The organism is Rhizobium sp. BK399 (assembly GCF_014194695.1).
In the GTDB taxonomy this organism is placed as follows: Bacteria; Pseudomonadota; Alphaproteobacteria; order Rhizobiales; family Rhizobiaceae; genus Rhizobium.
On sequence record NZ_JACIAH010000028.1, the window covers coordinates 26450 to 42377 of the forward strand.

Genomic DNA, 15928 nt, shown 5'->3' on the forward strand with positions numbered 1-15928 from the left:
GCGGCCTCACCGCAAAGGGAATCTCGATATGTCAAATTCAAAAGTATTCCTAGCAGCTACCGTGGTGTGGACATCGTGGTCTTTTGCAGGTGAGCACCACCATAAAAGGGAGCCCACTACTCAGGACTCAGTGGCGATCAACGGTTGGCTCGATGAAACGAATGCTGCGATGGAAAAGATGAGGGCGCAGATGGCCGTGCGTCATACGGGCGATGTGGATCGTGACTTCGTCGCAATGATGGCACCACATCATCAAGGCGCAATAGATATGGCTTTAGTGTATCTGCGGTTCGGGAAGAATGAACCGCTGAGGCGGTTAGCTCAAGAAATCATAGTTACTCAGGGACAAGAGATTGTCTCGATGAAGAGGGCGGTTGGAGACGTGCCGCCACCGGCTCCCCCGCTCGGAGCGAGGTGATTGAGTACGTTTCGCCATGAGCATTTTACCAGCTTGTGTGCAACTTTGGAAGCGACAGGGAGGTTTTTATGTGCATGAAGTCAACCATCATCGTATTCGCCGCGCTTACTCCAATTTGCTCTTGGGCCGGGCAAGTCCCATTTGCAGCTTCCGACCCTGACATTGCGGTCAGCAGTCGTGATCGGGCTTACGCTGCTGAACAATTTTCTAACACGGTATCGGTAGTTGACCCTTCTGCTAACAAGCTTCTTGGAGTGATCAAGCTGGGCGATCCGCAGCCCGGTAATCTTAGTCCGCTTTATAAAGGCCAAGTCCTGGTCCACGGGATGGGTTTCTCGCCTGATAAGAAGACCTTGGCCGTTGTCTCTATTGGCTCGAACTCCGTATCGTTCATCGACACCGCTACCAACGCGGTGAAGCACACAACTTACGTCGGTCGGTCTCCACATGAGGCATTCTTCACGCCTAACGGCGAAGAAGTCTGGGTGACCGTTCGAGGCGAGGATTATGTGTCCGTTATCGACGTCGCGAGTTTTAAAGAAAGGACACGCATCAAGGTGCCGCCGGGTCCCGGGATGCAGATATTCTCGCCGGACGGCAAGTACGGCTACATCTGTTCGTCTTTCAATCCCGAGACCGTTATAGTGACCGTTGCCAATTATCAAATCGTGGGACGCGTCAAGCAGGCAAGTCCGTTCTGCCCAAACATAGCTGCATCGCCAGATGGAAAGCAGGTCTGGTTTACTTTGAAGGATATTGGAAAGACCCAGGTGTTCAACGCGCAGCCACCTTTCAATTTGATCGAGACAATTGATACGGGGCCCATTACCAATCATGTCAACATTGTCGTGAATAAAAATGGCACATTCGCCTATGTCACGGTTGGAGGTGCCAACGAGGTGAAAGTATACCGCACTGACAATTTTGAGCTGGTAGCAACCATTCCGGTTGGCTTCCTACCCCACGGCATCTGGCCGTCTGGTGACGGAAGTCGCGTCTACGTTGGTCTGGAAAACGCAGATCAGTTCGCTGTGATAGACACCGCTGACAACAAGGTCATCGCGAACATCCCAATAGGACAAGCGCCTCAGGCTGTAATATACGTGCCGAACGCAGTCCCAGTCGGAAATGGGACGCAGAATCTGACAGCCCTTGGCAAAGCCGGCGAGGCTGCGCATCTAGAGCTTGTCTCAGTCGACGTAGGAAATAAAGCCAAAACAAGCGTCAGCCTTTTTGACCAGGGCCTTACTCAAGTCCTGCAGGCATCCGTGACCGGGCTTGACCCAAAGACACCCTACATTCTGGCGCTTTCTTCGGACCCTAACGGCGGAGGAACATTGCAGGCCTTAGCATCTTTTACGACAAATCCCGCAGGCGCGGCTATCGTCAATGCTGTTGGGCCCATCCGTCAGATCGTGGAACCTGACCTTGAGGACGAGAAACGCTTCCTGGTGATTGCGGCCTCAATTGATGGCCGCGCCGGACGCGTCCTGCAAGTCCAAGTGTCTGCCAAGTAGACAATTGAGGGTGTTCGACTCGATCGCCTTTCCTTTACCTAGCGTTGGATCAGCGCCGTTAGAAAAGCACAACTCTTATCGGGAATCGTCTAATGATGAGGATCATTCGTGCGTCCGCCGCTGGACTCGGTGCCCCACCGCCCGTGGTCGGCTCCCCATATTCACCTGAACACCCCACGATTAGGCGCTTGGCGTACGTAATCGTGAGCTTGTTGATCGCAATGATGGCAAACCTTGGCAATAGCATTCTACTGATCAAAAGTGGAGTGCGCTGTTTGAGGGCATGGAACCCTTTGCGCAAAAGGGCCATGCCTTTTGGTCCCAGCTTCGCAAGTGTTCTGCCAACAGCATTCCGCGGCCGGCAGCCGTTTGCCCCAGCATATCGAGCCTTCGAGCTGTTGGACCGATAGGCGAAAAGCCTGTAATCACCTGACCGCAACCCAGCGCTTTTGCAGTTCGAAACCCGTCCTCTTCCGGTGACCCCAGAACAGCGGCCTGCGGCCACGTGTTTGCTGCCCGTCTCAGCGCATCGTTCAGCGCCATACGATCCCGTTCATGTTCAGCTGTTAAAACCGCAATCGCCTTGATCGCAATTTCATGCATTTCAGGCAGTGTTTCGAGCGAGTGATCCTCGATGGTTATCAGCACCATGGCCGCTTGCGCTTTATCCGAGCGCGTAAAATCTCGAACCGGAGGGGGTGGTGGCACGATGATGCCGTCAGCTGGAATGACTGCCTTCCGCGCGATACCCTCGGGAGATAACCGGCCGTTGGTCATAGCGCGGATGCGGTCAGCATCGGCAAGATGGGCCTTGCCTTTCGTGTGCAGTCCCGCGACCCAGCGCCAGGACAAGGTGATGGACGCCGGGTTAACATCGACAAGATGGCTGAACATGAAGGCGGCGCCCAGCTCCCAGGGTAGACCAAGCGTAAACGTCCAGATCAAGGCGAATTGCATCCTCGCCCAGTTGTGAAGATAACCGATGTCTCTCAGTTCCACGACCCAGGCATCGAAGCAGTCAATTCCGCTGAGGCCCTCGCAGGCGGCGTCATGCATCTGGCACATACCATAATCATGATCGAGCGTGCGCTCTGTCCAGCTCATTCATGTAGCCCGTCCACACCGCCGGCCGCTGCTCCGGCCAGCCCTTCCAGTATGTCCGCCAGAAAATCTCACTGATGAATTTTTCAGCTTGGACGATCCCGTGCCGCGCCACGACTGCCGCGATCACCTCGGCTTCACAGACGACCCGACGCCGCAGTGCTGCCAACAGCCGCGAAACATGCACATGCTGCCCGGTGCCCCGATCGAAGTTCCGCAATCGAGCGTATTGCGAGCCCGCTGCAGGCAGGAATTCCTCCAGCCGTTGCAGCGCGTGATCGCGGCTTACGAAACTCTGTTTGCTCAGGTGGCGTTTCTTTCAAGGTTAGCATGTTTGTCTCAGATTTCGAACTAGAGCTGTTACGCTGCCGGGCGGGGCGCGGTTCAACCCTCAGGTGATTTGCGGCTAACACTCGCTTACCCCGGTACAGGAAGACAAACTCCTCAAATTTTGGCCGCGTTTCGAACGCCGGCAGCGATCCGAACAGAACTTCACATCGCCCCAGTTCTTTGCCCACTTTCGTCGCCAAGCGAAAGGCAACCCACAGGCGTAACAGATTTTTCTCCGCAGATCGGATTTTTTGACCATCTTCGTCACGTGGTGCCAGCCCTTCCTTTGCGCTTTCGGGAGAAATTAAACACGCTCTCGATTATCCAGCTTTTTTAGAAAAGCTGCAGCGCTCTGGCGGTAGGTGTGCCTTTTGTCCTCATCCATTCGCCGCCATGTGGACAAGACCTGTGAGAGGCGATGGTTCTTAGACAATCCCGCCGCATTACGATCCATGAAGTCCCAATAGAGCGAGTTGAAAGGACAGGCATCATCGCCGATCTTTTTGGCGACCTTGTATCGGCAGCCATTGCAGTAATCAGACATCCGGGAAATGTAGGCACCACTGGCCGCATATGGCTTGGACGCCATGAAGCCGCCATCGGCGAATTGGCTCATGCCGATGACGTTGGGTAACTCAACCCATTCGAAGGCGTCCGCATAAACCGAGAGATACCATTGATGCACTTCAAACGGATTGAGCCCCGCGAGCATCGAGAAATTGCCGACCACCATCAGGCGCTGGATATGATGGGCGTAGGCGTGGGTGATCGTCTTTGTGATCACATCCGAAACACAGGCCATGTCGGTATCGCCGGTCCAAAAAAACTCGGGAAGCGGTCTGTGCGCCTCGAAGACGTTGCTCTTTTCGTATCCCGGCATCTTCAACCAGTAGATACCACGGATAAACTCGCGCCATCCGATGATTTGCCGAATAAAACCTTCCACGGCGTTGAGTGGAGCGTCGCCCTCGATGTAGGCTCGTTCCGCCTGACGGCAAAGATTCAAAGGATCGAGCAGACCGATATTGATGTAAAACGATAAGAGCGCGTGATTGAGAAAGGGATCCTCACTCAGCATCGCATCCTGTGACTCACCGAAATTCGGCAGGAACTCTTTCATAAAAGTCCGCGCCGCCCCTTCGGCGTCGGCGCGCGTTACCGCAAATGAAAAATTTGCGGTCGACCCCATATTTTTCGGAAATGTCCGTTCGACAAGCCCAAGCACCTCCGTGGTCGTCTTATCGGGACGGTAGAGTGGATGCCGCGGCCGAAGAAGATCGGGCTTCGCCGGCTTGCGGTTTTCAGCGTCGAAGTTCCATCGGCCGCCTTCCGGGTCGGTTCCGCTCATTAGGAGTCGGGTCCGGCGCCGCATATCCCGGTAGAAATATTCCATCGTCAGGGATCGGCGGTCCCGTGCCCAATCTTGAAATTCGGCTTTCGAACAGAGGTAACGGCCATCTGTTCGTATTTCGACCGAGACACCGATGGTTTCGTGCCATTTTCCCATTTCCTCAAGGACTCGCCACTCGGAGCCCTCGGTGATGACAATACGTCGCGGTCGTAAAGTCTCAACAGCTCGTTTGAGTTCACCGGTGAAGGAACCGGAATTGTCGGGATCGTCGAGCTTTGTGTAACGGACATAGAAGCCTCGATCCTGGAGTTCTGCTGCGAAGTGGCGCATCGCAGAGAAAATCAGCGCGATTTTCAGTTTATGGTGATGGACATATGAGGCCTCCTCCATGACCTCGCACATAACGATGACGTCGTGCTTCGGGTCAGCATCATCGAAGCTGGACAGCGAGAGCGATAGCTGATCGCCAAGTACAAAGATCAGGTTGCGAGCACGTTTCAACGAAGCCTCTTGCAAGGTCTAATCAGGTTCTGGTCACCAGCGAAGCATTTGCGATGTCTGATGCCAAACGATTGAGCTCCCGTCATATGCGAAGAAGCCGCCGGTATTTGCGGGCTCTAGCGCGTCAAGCGCCTGAAGAACGGATCGCGCGGCGTCGTCTTGCTCCGACCTTTCGTGACCGGAGGAAAATCCATCCGACAGGGATGTGGCAACACTGCCTGGATGCATTGCGACGACCACCGATGCGGGATTTGCCCTGGACACTTCTATCGCGGCAGTGTGGACGATCTGGTTCAGCGCGGCCTTGGAGGATCGATAAGAAATCCAGCCGCCGAGCTGATTGTCGCCATCGACCCGACGCGCGCCGACAGGAATGCGAAGATCACCCGTTTCTTCCTGGCGAGCAACGGAACGAAGTACTTCAGTAACAATGCCGGTCCAATGGCATTGACGGCAAACTGGTTCATCATGGCGGTTTTGCGAAATCTGTCCGATCGACTTCTCCGGCTCGGCATCATCTATGGTGAGAGCTCCCGTCGCGCACACAATCAAATCGAACGACGTTGATTGAAACCGATCGGCTGCGCGATGGACGGATTCTTCGTCAGTGATGTCAAGCTGACCATCACGGCGCAAAACCTGAACCGTGTTTGAACAATTGGGATCGGCTTCCAAGCAATTGGCGATCGCATGGCCGATGCCGCCACTGGACCCGAGGGCCGAGTATCCGGGGTCTAACGATGTCACCAGCTTCCCCGCCATTGAACGTACTCCCTGCAAATCGGATGGTTCCAGCTCGGACAATCAGCCGCACACCAGCATCATGAAGCGCGACTGATCCTGCGCAGAGCCTTCAAACTGGCCCATGAATGTCGTAGTTATGGTTTTGGCACCCTGCTTTTGAATGCCGCGCATCGCCATGCACATGTGCTCCGCTTCAATCATGACGGCCACGCCTTTTGGTCGAAGGCTCTCGTCGAGGGCTTTTGCAATCTGCGACGTCATTGTTTCCTGCGTCTGCAGCCGACGGGCATAAAGGTCCACGACTCGTGCCATTTTTGAAAGTCCAAGGACGCCGCCATCAGGGAAATACGCGATATGGGCAACACCATGAAACGGCACCATGTGATGCTCGCAATGCGAATGGAATGTGATGTCCTTGACGACCACCATGTCGCCGTAACCGGCGACATCGGAAAAGATCCTCGCCAAAACGTCTTCCGGCGCTGTGTCATAGCCGGCGAAAAGTTCCCGATAAGCTTTGGCGACACGCGCCGGGGTATCGAGGAGACCTTCACGGGACGGGTCGTCGCCAGACCAGCGGATCAAGGTCCGCACGGCGGCCTCGGCTTCCTCCTGAGTTGGTATTTCCGCGGCCGCTAGAAAGTCGGTATCGTTGGCGGTTGCGTCCATTAGAAATGTCCTTCGTTATGACAACCCAGATGGTACGACGCCACCCATCGGTCGGATCAAATTTCCAGCGCATTAGGTTCCAATTTTTTGATCTGTTTCGCGATTGCCTCGTAAGCATGCAGTTACCGTGGAGCAGAGAGATGGCGCGAACAATCGTGATAGTTGGCAACGGTTCATTTTCGCGCGGTGAAGCGCGTGCAATTGACGGCAGTGATCTTGTCGTTCGCTTCAATGGCTGTCGCTCGGTCGGCGAGGGCGGCCGTCGAACGGATATCGTCGCGGTCTGCAATACTGGCCGTCCTGCTGCCGCAATGATTGGAAATGGGGAGTGGCGCAACAGCCCGGCCGAGAAAAGTGCTGCGGAGATCTGGTGTGTTCGCGAGACTTCAAGGTTTGCCGAACTCATGCCGGTCTTCGCGATACAATATCCCGAGCTCAACGATTTTTGTGACGATTATACTGAGAGCTTTGCAAGCTTCGCCACTAACACCGGCAAAAGCTTTGCGGTGATTCCACGCCGATATCATGATCTCCTGGATTTGGAGCTGCGAGGGCTCATGCCGGGCGCGTACATTGTGCCGAGCTCTGGGTTAATCACTATAGCCTAAGTGATCGGCGAGGTTGCAGCGTCTGGCGATCAGGTTTTACTCGCTGGCTTCTCGCATCAGGGATGGGATGGGCATCCGTTCGACGCCGAGCGCGGCTTCGTCGATCGGCTGATCGCGCAAGGGCAATTGCGAAGGCTGTGAAGCCTGACGTCTGCGGAGCGAACCGGCAGCAAATACGGTGACGCGAGGCAGCAGCAGAAATGGGAGGCGTAACTCGAATGGCGGAACGGCTGCGAGTTGGGGTTATAGGGGCGGGTATTGCGGGGCTGACTATTGTTAGGTCACTGCAGAAAATTGCAGACGTGATCGTCTTCGAAAAAAGCAGAGGCGTCGGCGGTCGGATGGCGACACGCAGGATTGACGACGTCTCGTTCGATCACGGCGCACAATAGTTCACAGTACGGGATCAGGATTTTCGCAGGGAAATAGAGCAGGCTTGCGGGGTGGGTTTGGTCAAGCCTTGGACAGGCGATGTGGTGTCGTTGACCGCAGGTGGTCCGGCGCGACACGTGGTTCCAAGCACGACAAGGTATGTTGCCGTTCCCTCTATGACCGCCTTGACGAAAGCGATGGCGAAGGGCCTCGATATCCGTCTTGACTGCCGGGTGGCAGAGATCGGCGGAGAGCCTGGTCGCTGGCTTATACACTCCGGCGAACTTGTGGAGGGGCCGTTCGACTGGATCGTTGCGACTGCGCCGGCGCCACAAAGTGCGGCGCTCTTGCCCGCCAGCTTTTCCCACCATGAAACCTTGCGGGAGGTTGGCATGCACGCATGTTTCACGCTGATGATAAAGCGAAATTCTCACCCTCCCGAGCTCTTCGCCGCCGCTCGTGTATCGGATCCAGTTATTGGATGGATAGCCTAACAACCACTCAAAACCGGCTCGTCCAGAGCCCGCTTCTCTTGTTGTTAATTCCAATGGCGTTTGGGCCGATGTCAACGTCGATATGCCTCTTAATGCCGTTCGATGGGCCGGGCCTATAGGTTGAGTAGCCCGCGACGCAGCCGTAGGTCAGATACATGGGTCTTCTGGCGGCCTCCAGCCAGGTGCCGCGGTAATGGTCTGGTTCGACCTTCACGCCATCGGGTTCGGCCTGTGCGAGGCACGTTGCCGACGCAATGACAGCAAGCGCGAGCATGAACGGCCGTACGCTACTGAGATGATTTTTCATTGAGACCTCCCTGGATCGTTAATTTGCACTTCAGTTTCTGATGTCTCTTTATCGGCGCCAAAGCCCCGCGTATCGTAGCCCGATAAAGGTCATCAGGCTCGCGACAGCGAACGGAAGGAACAGAGCGAAATCGTTTGCCTGGGCAATTCCCGTTTTTCTTGTTGGAGCGGCATCCCTGCTGAAGCCTCCGATATAAACGGCAACTGGGCGCGCGCAGGCGGAAATGCGCGTGTGCGTATTGCGTCGTGCGGCGCTGATATCTGCGCGGTCAACACTTGGATAAAGCCCGGCACGCCGAAGGAGAAGGTAGGTGACAAACTGGTTATGTCCATCACGGAAGACAGCGAGGGCAGCTACCCGGGCACCGCTTTCGACCCGCAACGCGACCTGATCTACAAGCTTACAGTCAAAGTCGATGGCGATAGGATGACCACGAAAGGCTGTGTCATCGCCGGTTTGATCTGCAAGGGCGTGGAATGGACGCGCATAAACTGAGCTCGAAAAATCCATCTGGGAGCCCCGTATGAAAACTTACCTGACCGCCTACACCGCAACGCTGATCGCCTTCGTCGCAATCGATTTTGTCTGGCTGAGCACCATGGCCGACCGTCTCTATCGACCGACGTTGGGCGAGATGCTTGGGCCGCAGTTCCGATTGGCGCCGGCAGTGGCTTTCTACCTGGTCTACGCCGCTGGGCTGACCTCCTCGCTGTCAGGACAGGGTACATCTCAGGATCGATAGCGACAGCAATCATCTACGGCGCTGCCGTCGGTTTCATGGCTTATGCCACCTATGACCAGACCAACCAGTCCACCCTGAGAAACTGGTCGACTGGCTTGACGGTCGCCGACCTTATCTGGGGAACGGTCTTGTCGGCGGCAGCATCAGGCGTTGGGTTTTGGGTCACGCAGCGGATCTTTGGCACTGTGGCGCGCCTTTGATGCTCGCACGCGACGTCGGCGCCGGGGTTATCCAAGCCCAAGCAGATAGTTCGAGGCAAATTTCTGAATTCATTTTTTGATCCAGCAGCGCGCTGATGCGTAGGTTACGCCATGAATATACAGATGCCGCTTCGAACCGGAGTACTTCGAGCCACATGCGCCGACGCGAAAGTGTGGCCGACGTCGTCGGGCGGGGCGCGAAAGGTCGGTAAATTGGAGGAAGAAACCGTTAGCTTAGATGCAGAACGGATCAGGGTGTTGATGGCCGCGGTGGTAGATTCGCGCGATATCGGCGCGTTCGAACTCCTCTATAGGCACTTTTATCCGCGCGTGCGCTCTTACATGGTGAAAATGACGAGAGGAAACCGGATACTGGCAGAGGAGTTGGCGCAGGAGACGATGATGCGCGTCTGGCACAAGGCTGCGCTTTTCGACCCGTCTAGGGCGCAGGCGTCGACCTGGATATTCACGATCGCCAGAAATCAGATGATAGACTCTGTTCGCAGAGCTATAAAGCCTGATTTCGATCCAAACGATCCGGCGTTCGTCCCGGATGAGTTTGAGGCCGCTGACGTGCTAATCGAGCGTCAGCAAAGCGCTGCAGCGCTACGCCGCGCAATGACAAATTTGAAGGGGAGATATGCCGAAGTGCTGCGCATGTCGTTTTTCGAAGGGCTCACCCATTCGACGATCGCAGAAAAACTAAACCTCCCAATTGGAACGGTGAAATCAAGGATACGACTTGCATGCGAGAAACTTCGTACAGCGCTTCAGGACGAAGCCAAATGATAAAACATCATCTGGACGGCGACATGCTCCAGCAATATGCGGCCGGGACCCTGGCTGAAGGCTGGAGCGTTGCTGTGGCGACCCATCTTGCCTTGTGCCCGGCATGCAGATCGGAGCTGTCGACCTTCGAAAGCGTTGGGGGGTATTTTATCGACAGTGAATCCGCTGATGATGCCGATGTCTCGCAAAGCTGGCAAAGTCTAAAAGCAAAAATCGATGCAGGCCAGATCGACAAGGTTGTGCCAATCAAAAATCGTTTCGCTTCGGATCGGACATATCCGGAACCTTTGAGGACCTATATCGACGCAGCGGGCGGTCTAAGGTGGCGCCGGCTCGGGCGCGGCGCTGCCCAAATGATGATACCGACCGGCGACGAGACAACGACAGTGCGACTGCTCAAGATTGCTGCCGGTCAGCCGGTCCCGGAGCATTCTCACCGGGGCGTGGAATTGACGCTGGTGCTTGACGGGAGCTTCAGCGACGAGGTTTCGACATTTGCGCGAGGCGATGTCGAGATGGCCGACGACAGCTTGATGCATCAGCCTAAGGCTGATGCTGGCAAAGATTGTATATGTCTTGCCGTGACCGAGGCGCCGCTACGCTTCAAGAGCAGGTTTTTGCGGTTGATACAGCCAATCCTCGGGATTTGACGGTCAGTATCATCGATCCAACAATCGCAGACCTGCTCACAGCCTCTTGTGCAGATCACTTTGCACGATCTTTCTTCGTTTTTGAACCGGAGCGGCGGTTATTCGTAGAACCTCTACCGAGCCAAGAGGCCGGCATTGAGAGGAGAAGATTATGAAGAAATTTCTGGTAGTTTCGGCAGTCGCGTTGGCCAGCATGATGACAGGCTGCTTGGCTGCATATGCCGCCAACCCTAAGGTCGGTGGAGCGGCGATGTTCGAGGACAAGAACATCGTCGAAAACGCCGCGAATTCGAAGGATCACACGACGCTCGTCGCTGCCGTCAAGGCTGCGGGCCTGGTTTCCACACTTGAAGGGAAAGGGCCGCTTACCGTGTTCGCTCCGACCAACGAAGCCTTTGAGGCGCTTCCGAAAGGAACCGTCGAGACTCTACTCAAGCCCGAAAACAAAGAAAAGCTCACCAAAATTCTGACTTGCCACGTGGTTGCCGCTGATGCGCTGGCCAGCACCGTCGCCAAGATGATCAAGGATGATGGCGGCGAACATGACATCAAGACGGTCGGCGGCTGTGTTTTGAAGGCTAAAGAGAACATGGGCAAGATCACGCTCACTGACGAGGCAGGAGGAACGGCGACGGTGACGATAGCTGACGTCAAGCAGTCGAACGGCGTGATCCACGTGATCGATAAAGTTCTGCTTCCCAAGATGTGATTGGGCTGCCGGGCCGATACACTCGGCGCGGCACTTTATATGTTCACGTTTGACTGAAGTCAGCATCCACATCCGGCCGGTTCGAACGCCAACCGAGTTTAGTGCACAGGTCTTCACCAGCGGAGACGCCACTGCGTGCACTCTCGAAGGGTCCTTTCAGTATCGTAGTTACTCCGCGGAAGACAACGATTACCGTCTTTGATACCGGATCGTAAAACACTGTCATGCCGTCTTCGTAGTCCATTGATAAATTCCTCCAATAAAGGGCCGGCGGAGGCCGGCCCTTGCGGATCCGATGCCGATCCGCGTCAGCTCCTGGGGTGTGGAGCCGGTTCCATCGCTTTAGGGCTCTGCATGGAACGGACTTATTACGGAGTGCTCGAACCGCGGATCAAAACAAAATCAACTGTGTTTATGTTGTATCATCAGCGCGGCTGGCCACGGGTCAACAGTCGCTGCAAAGTCCGCCGGTGCAATCTCAGCAACCTCGCTGTCATGGAAATGTTGTACCCGTTTTCAGCCAATACCCTGTTGATATGTTCCCATCGAACCTGTTCGGCAGGCGTTAGACAAGGGCCGCCACTTTGCTCTTCAGGCTGGCTTAGTCCGAGTATCTCCAAAATCTCGTCTGCGTCGGCGGGCTTGCTCAAGAACTCGGTCGCACCGAGTTTCACCGCCGAAACAACAGCGCTGACGTGGCCATAGCCAGTAAGGACTAGCGACTTGATGTTGGGCGAAACTTCCCTACAAAGCTTCACGAGTTCAAGACCGTTCTCGTCGCCGATGCGTAGATCAGTTATAAGTATATCAAGGTGGCCGAGCCTGATAACAGAGCCCGCGTTCTCAATCGTCGTGCAGATTTCGACATTCAGACCGCGATCTTCTAGGGCCTTGCCAAGTCGATGCGCGAAAGCGTTGTCGTCGTCTACCAAGAGCACGTTCAAGCGTTCCGTAGACTCACCATCTACTACATCGGGCTGGTCGGGTGTTCCTTCCATTGCCTCCTCCTAGGGACCCCTTGGGACTGCAGCGAACAAAGCTAGCCCCTTATCTACGGTGATTTTCTTGTTCAGATCAGATCTATATGCCTTGCGGAACTTCGTCAGGTTGCTCGCGGTCTTGCAGACCGCTCGTGAAGCGCTTGGGTCGGAGGGATCGGCGACCGTCAGGACGAGTGTCCAGTGCTGCGGCGCCTTGGAGACGCGCGCCCTTCTACGACAAGGCGACAGATCGTAAATTCAAACGGCGCACTGGAGAGTATAAACATGGCACTCAAGCGGATGGACAATATAGGAATCGTCGTAGAGAATCTCGAAGCGACGATTGATTTCTTTCACGATCTTGGTCTCGAACTCGAGGGGCGGGCCACGGTCGAAGGAGAGTGGGCTGGACGTATCACCGGATTGGGCGATCAGCGTATCGAGATCGCTATGATGCGCACGCCGGATGGTCATAGCCGGCTGGAGCTTTCCCGCTTCTTAAACCCATCGGTCGTCGAAGATCACCGCAACGCCCCAGTGAATGGCTTCGGCTACCTGCGCTCTATGTTTGTCGTGGATGATATTGATGACACGTGTCGCTTGCTAGGTAAAAGTCGAATTAACTGCAACTGCGAAGACGCCATAGATCGGCATGTGTGGGTCATGATCTCTTCGATAGCGCCGCTGAAGCGCACTTCCGTTCGACGACATCATCGAGATCTGGAATGATTGCGCCGAGCACCCTGAAACGCCACGGCTCATGTCTTCGGGAGATAGGGCGGGCCGTCCCTTGGCCTGTGGGGTATTGGCGCAGATGATGTCGATGTTAAGCTCATAAAGGGCTCGGCCGAACTGCGTCAGGCCGCTCGTCCGGTCTTTCTCCGAAGCATGGACTGGGCGGAAGACACCGTGCTTGTCGCTGTAGAATGCCAGAGGCTTGCCCCACTGCTGCAAATAGGCCTTCGTCGCATGGAAGTAGTCGAAGGTGTTCTCCGATCCGGCAAACCGCAGATGCAAGAGCTTGCCGATGGCGTCATCGATGTAGACGAGCAGGGCGCATTTGGGACCGCGGTTCTCGAACCACCAGTGATGCGAGCCGTCGATCTGGACGAGTTCGCCGAGACAATCCCGCCGGCCACGCGGCTGAAAAACCCGCTTCTTGCGTTCGCGCCGCGAGATCCAGATGCTGGCCTCGGTCATCCATTGACGTAACGTCTCCTTGGCCACCGAGATGTGATGCAGTTCGATCAGCTTCTCGCGGGCCAGCGTCGGGCCGAAATCCAGATAGCGTTCGCGGATCAGATCCAGCGCCGCATTGCGAAACTCCTCGCTGTGGCGCCGATTGCTCGGTCGTGATCGCTTCTTCGAAACTAGGCCGGTCGCGCCGGAGCGGTCATAGGCCTGCAGCAGCCGGTGCACCTGACTTCGGCTGAGGCCGAGCAGCTCGGCGACCTGAACGACGCTCAGGCGCTGATCACGGATCTTCTGAATAACTTCGAGGCGATGCAATTCTTTCTGCGACATGGTGATCATAAAGGACATGACGACTCCGACCGCTCATGGTCTCGACCAGACTGGAGGTCGTCATCCTTGCTCCCAACGTTGGCATTGACCAGCACGTCGAGAGGCGAGACTGTCGCATCTCTAACTGGCCCAACTGTCGCATTACTAAATAGCCCCTACATCCATTGTGGCGGCCAGGTTGAAATGTCCGCCGATTTGCAAAGTAGAAATGTCACCTTGGGCGGGTCTTCAGCCATTTAGAAATGCGACACTCACCATGTCCACTTGCACTGAGGCAAGCCCCCGACCGGACCGGCTGGGCCAGGTTGCAAGGGAAGGGAGGGGGCGGGTGGGACACACCCCTTCGGCTTTAGCTTTGAGACGATCCAATCGACCCGTCACTCGGCAGCTTGCTGCCGCAACAGAGCCTTCTCACGTCGCGCAATCACCGCCGGATCGTTCATGTAATCCGTGCGCCTTCCGGGCTTGCGACCCCTCGGCTTATAGCCATTTTTGTCACTGTTGCTCTTCACGACCGGCTGTTCCTGCTGGTCCTGACGCTCCTTGATATAGGCTAGGAGTTCACCCAGCCGCTTGTTCTCGGTAATCGCCGCATGCGTCACCCGCTGATCCTTGTCGAACACCGAGTAGGGCAGGCAATAGCCTTTCCAACGCACATCCAGCCGACCGTCCGCATAGGCATAGGTCTCGACATAGCGACCGACCAAACCACGCGTCACCTCTGTCTCCTCCAGCATGATCCGCTTGCGCTCGAACGAGAACGTCAGCTGCGATCCGACATAGCGCTGCTCACGCTTGCAGAGGATCTCCGTCAACCGATCAGGCGCCAGATTCATCGGCCGGTGCAGGTCGTCTGGGCGGGCAGGGATGATCGCAAATCGCGTATTGTAGTCCTCCACGAAGTCCGGCAAGAACGCATTGCCTGCCTCCATGGTATCAATGCCAGAAAGCCGCAGCTCCTTGACCAGGCGGTCCTGCAGCGTCCGGTTCATCCGCTCGACACGGCCCTTGGCCTGACTCGAATTTGCGCAAAGAATCTCAATATTTAGCTCGCAAAGCGCACGCCCGAACTGGGTCATGCCCTGGCCACCCTTGGCATCCTTCTTCGCCACCCGGAACACCGAATGCTTGTCCGAGTAAAAGGCAATCGGTGCGCCGTGACGTTTGAGATAGAGCGCCAGTGCCTCGAAGTAGGTGAAGGCGCTTTCGGAACACAAAGCGCAGCTGCATCAACCTCCCGGTCGCATCGTCGACGAACACCAGCAGCGAGCACGGCGGTCCGCGATCCTCGAACCATCGATGCTCTGACCCGTCGATCTGCACCAGCTCGCCATAGGCTTCGCGTCGTAGCCGCGGCTGATGAAACGTTCGGCGCTGCTTGCGCGACAGCCACAGTCCGGCATCCGCCATCCAGCTTCGAAGTGTCTCGCGCGACACACGCAAGCCATCGCGTTCGGCGAGCTTCTCGGCTGCCAAGGTCGGCCCAAAATCCGCATAGCGTTCGCCAACCAGCGTCACCGCGTAATCGCGAACACCGTCGCTGATCCGGTTGTTCGATGGCCGACCGATCGCCTTGTGTCTGATCGATGCCGCGCCGCCAGTCCGCATCCGCTCCAGCAGCCGATGCACCTGACGCTCGCTCAGGTCAAGCACATGCGCCGCTGACACCAGGGTCATCCGGCCGGCGATCACCTTCGACAAAATCTCGATCCGCTGCAGATCACGCTCGCTCATCGCAATCAGTCCCATCCGCAATCTCCGCCGTCATCAAACCCGGGGAGAGAGTGACATTTCTACTTTGCAGAAACAGGACATTCTAACTTTGCGGTGTGAGTTCATGCTGAACCGCGACTTTTGTGGCTCATCAAGCTAGCCGGCATGTCTGATCTGCGCGAGCAGTTTCTTTCGGAAGACTTCGGCCG

13 protein-coding genes and 6 pseudogenes are annotated in these 15928 nt (G+C 56.1%); 9 read left to right on the forward strand and 10 right to left on the reverse strand.

The genetic code is table 11. From position 1 onward, the window contains the following. Positions 1 to 28: 28 nt before the first annotated feature. Positions 29 to 418, forward strand: coding sequence for a DUF305 domain-containing protein (locus FHT97_RS29505; RefSeq protein WP_183865061.1), 390 nt, complete (start codon positions 29 to 31; stop codon positions 416 to 418). A 74-nt stretch (positions 419 to 492) separates the two neighbouring features. Beyond that, complete coding sequence (locus FHT97_RS29510; RefSeq protein ID WP_183865062.1) at positions 493 to 1935, forward strand: YncE family protein; 1443 nt, start codon at positions 493 to 495, stop codon at positions 1933 to 1935. A gap of 255 nt (positions 1936 to 2190) precedes the next feature. Here the strand turns inward: FHT97_RS29510 and FHT97_RS30710 are convergent, their stop codons facing one another. From FHT97_RS30710 to folE, 5 genes are all read right to left on the reverse strand, one after another. Then, entirely contained in the window at positions 2191 to 3039 is an 849-nt protein-coding gene (locus FHT97_RS30710; protein ID WP_210296817.1) for an FAD-binding domain-containing protein, read from the reverse strand. 403 nt (positions 3040 to 3442) lie between these two features. Then, entirely contained in the window at positions 3443 to 3625 is a 183-nt protein-coding gene (locus tag FHT97_RS29520; protein ID WP_210296826.1) for a DUF2256 domain-containing protein, read from the reverse strand. A 45-nt stretch (positions 3626 to 3670) separates the two neighbouring features. Beyond that, positions 3671 to 5218, reverse strand: a complete 1548-nt coding sequence (locus FHT97_RS29525) for a cryptochrome/photolyase family protein (RefSeq protein ID WP_183865064.1) — start codon at positions 5216 to 5218, stop codon at positions 3671 to 3673. A 33-nt stretch (positions 5219 to 5251) separates the two neighbouring features. Continuing rightward, positions 5252 to 6022, reverse strand: a complete 771-nt coding sequence (locus FHT97_RS29530; protein ID WP_348649661.1) for a C factor — start codon at positions 6020 to 6022, stop codon at positions 5252 to 5254. Beyond that, entirely contained in the window at positions 6023 to 6631 is a 609-nt protein-coding gene (folE, locus tag FHT97_RS29535) for a GTP cyclohydrolase I FolE (RefSeq protein ID WP_183759101.1), read from the reverse strand. It lies immediately after the preceding gene. Positions 6632 to 6771: 140 nt separating this feature from the next. Between folE and FHT97_RS29540 the strand changes: the two are divergent. Further along, positions 6772 to 7380 (forward strand): annotated as a pseudogene (locus FHT97_RS29540) (Urease operon accessory protein). A gap of 825 nt (positions 7381 to 8205) precedes the next feature. On the opposite strand, the pseudogene FHT97_RS29550 reads toward FHT97_RS29540, so the two are convergent. Further along, a pseudogene (locus FHT97_RS29550) lies at positions 8206 to 8379 on the reverse strand (hypothetical protein); the annotation flags it as partial. A 162-nt stretch (positions 8380 to 8541) separates the two neighbouring features. On the opposite strand from FHT97_RS29550, the gene FHT97_RS29555 reads away from it, so the two are divergent. From FHT97_RS29555 to FHT97_RS29575, 5 genes and pseudogenes are all read left to right on the forward strand, one after another. Then, the gene (locus tag FHT97_RS29555) at positions 8542 to 8907 is read left to right on the forward strand and encodes a DUF2147 domain-containing protein (RefSeq protein WP_183865071.1); all 366 of its coding nucleotides are present in this window, start codon (positions 8542 to 8544) and stop codon (positions 8905 to 8907) included. Between the two features lie 28 nt (positions 8908 to 8935). Next, positions 8936 to 9354, forward strand: a pseudogene (locus tag FHT97_RS29560) (DUF2177 family protein). Positions 9355 to 9567: 213 nt separating this feature from the next. Further along, the gene (locus FHT97_RS29565; RefSeq protein WP_246712847.1) at positions 9568 to 10143 is read left to right on the forward strand and encodes a sigma-70 family RNA polymerase sigma factor; all 576 of its coding nucleotides are present in this window, start codon (positions 9568 to 9570) and stop codon (positions 10141 to 10143) included. Continuing rightward, entirely contained in the window at positions 10140 to 10793 is a 654-nt protein-coding gene (locus tag FHT97_RS29570) for a ChrR family anti-sigma-E factor (RefSeq protein WP_183865066.1), read from the forward strand. The genes FHT97_RS29565 and FHT97_RS29570 overlap by 4 nt, the downstream gene beginning before the upstream one ends. 151 nt (positions 10794 to 10944) lie before the next feature. Continuing rightward, positions 10945 to 11502 (forward strand): fasciclin domain-containing protein, encoded by a 558-nt coding sequence (locus FHT97_RS29575; protein WP_183865067.1) that lies wholly within the window; start codon positions 10945 to 10947, stop codon positions 11500 to 11502. 43 nt (positions 11503 to 11545) lie between these two features. Here the strand turns inward: FHT97_RS29575 and FHT97_RS29580 are convergent, their stop codons facing one another. Together FHT97_RS29580 and FHT97_RS29585 are read right to left on the reverse strand one after the other, a co-directional pair. After that, positions 11546 to 11746: a hypothetical protein gene (locus FHT97_RS29580; RefSeq protein WP_183865068.1), complete on the reverse strand. Its 201-nt coding sequence runs from the start codon at positions 11744 to 11746 to the stop codon at positions 11546 to 11548. A 181-nt stretch (positions 11747 to 11927) separates the two neighbouring features. Continuing rightward, positions 11928 to 12500, reverse strand: coding sequence for a response regulator (locus tag FHT97_RS29585; RefSeq protein WP_183759125.1), 573 nt, complete (start codon positions 12498 to 12500; stop codon positions 11928 to 11930). Positions 12501 to 12767: 267 nt separating this feature from the next. On the opposite strand from FHT97_RS29585, the pseudogene FHT97_RS29590 reads away from it, so the two are divergent. Beyond that, positions 12768 to 13100, forward strand: a pseudogene (locus tag FHT97_RS29590) (VOC family protein); the annotation flags it as partial. Between the two features lie 165 nt (positions 13101 to 13265). Here the strand turns inward: FHT97_RS29590 and FHT97_RS29595 are convergent. Both FHT97_RS29595 and FHT97_RS29600 read right to left on the reverse strand, forming a co-directional pair. Further along, positions 13266 to 14024, reverse strand: a pseudogene (locus tag FHT97_RS29595) (ISNCY family transposase); the annotation flags it as partial. A 359-nt stretch (positions 14025 to 14383) separates the two neighbouring features. After that, positions 14384 to 15755, reverse strand: a pseudogene (locus FHT97_RS29600) (ISNCY family transposase). Positions 15756 to 15928: the final 173 nt, after the last annotated feature.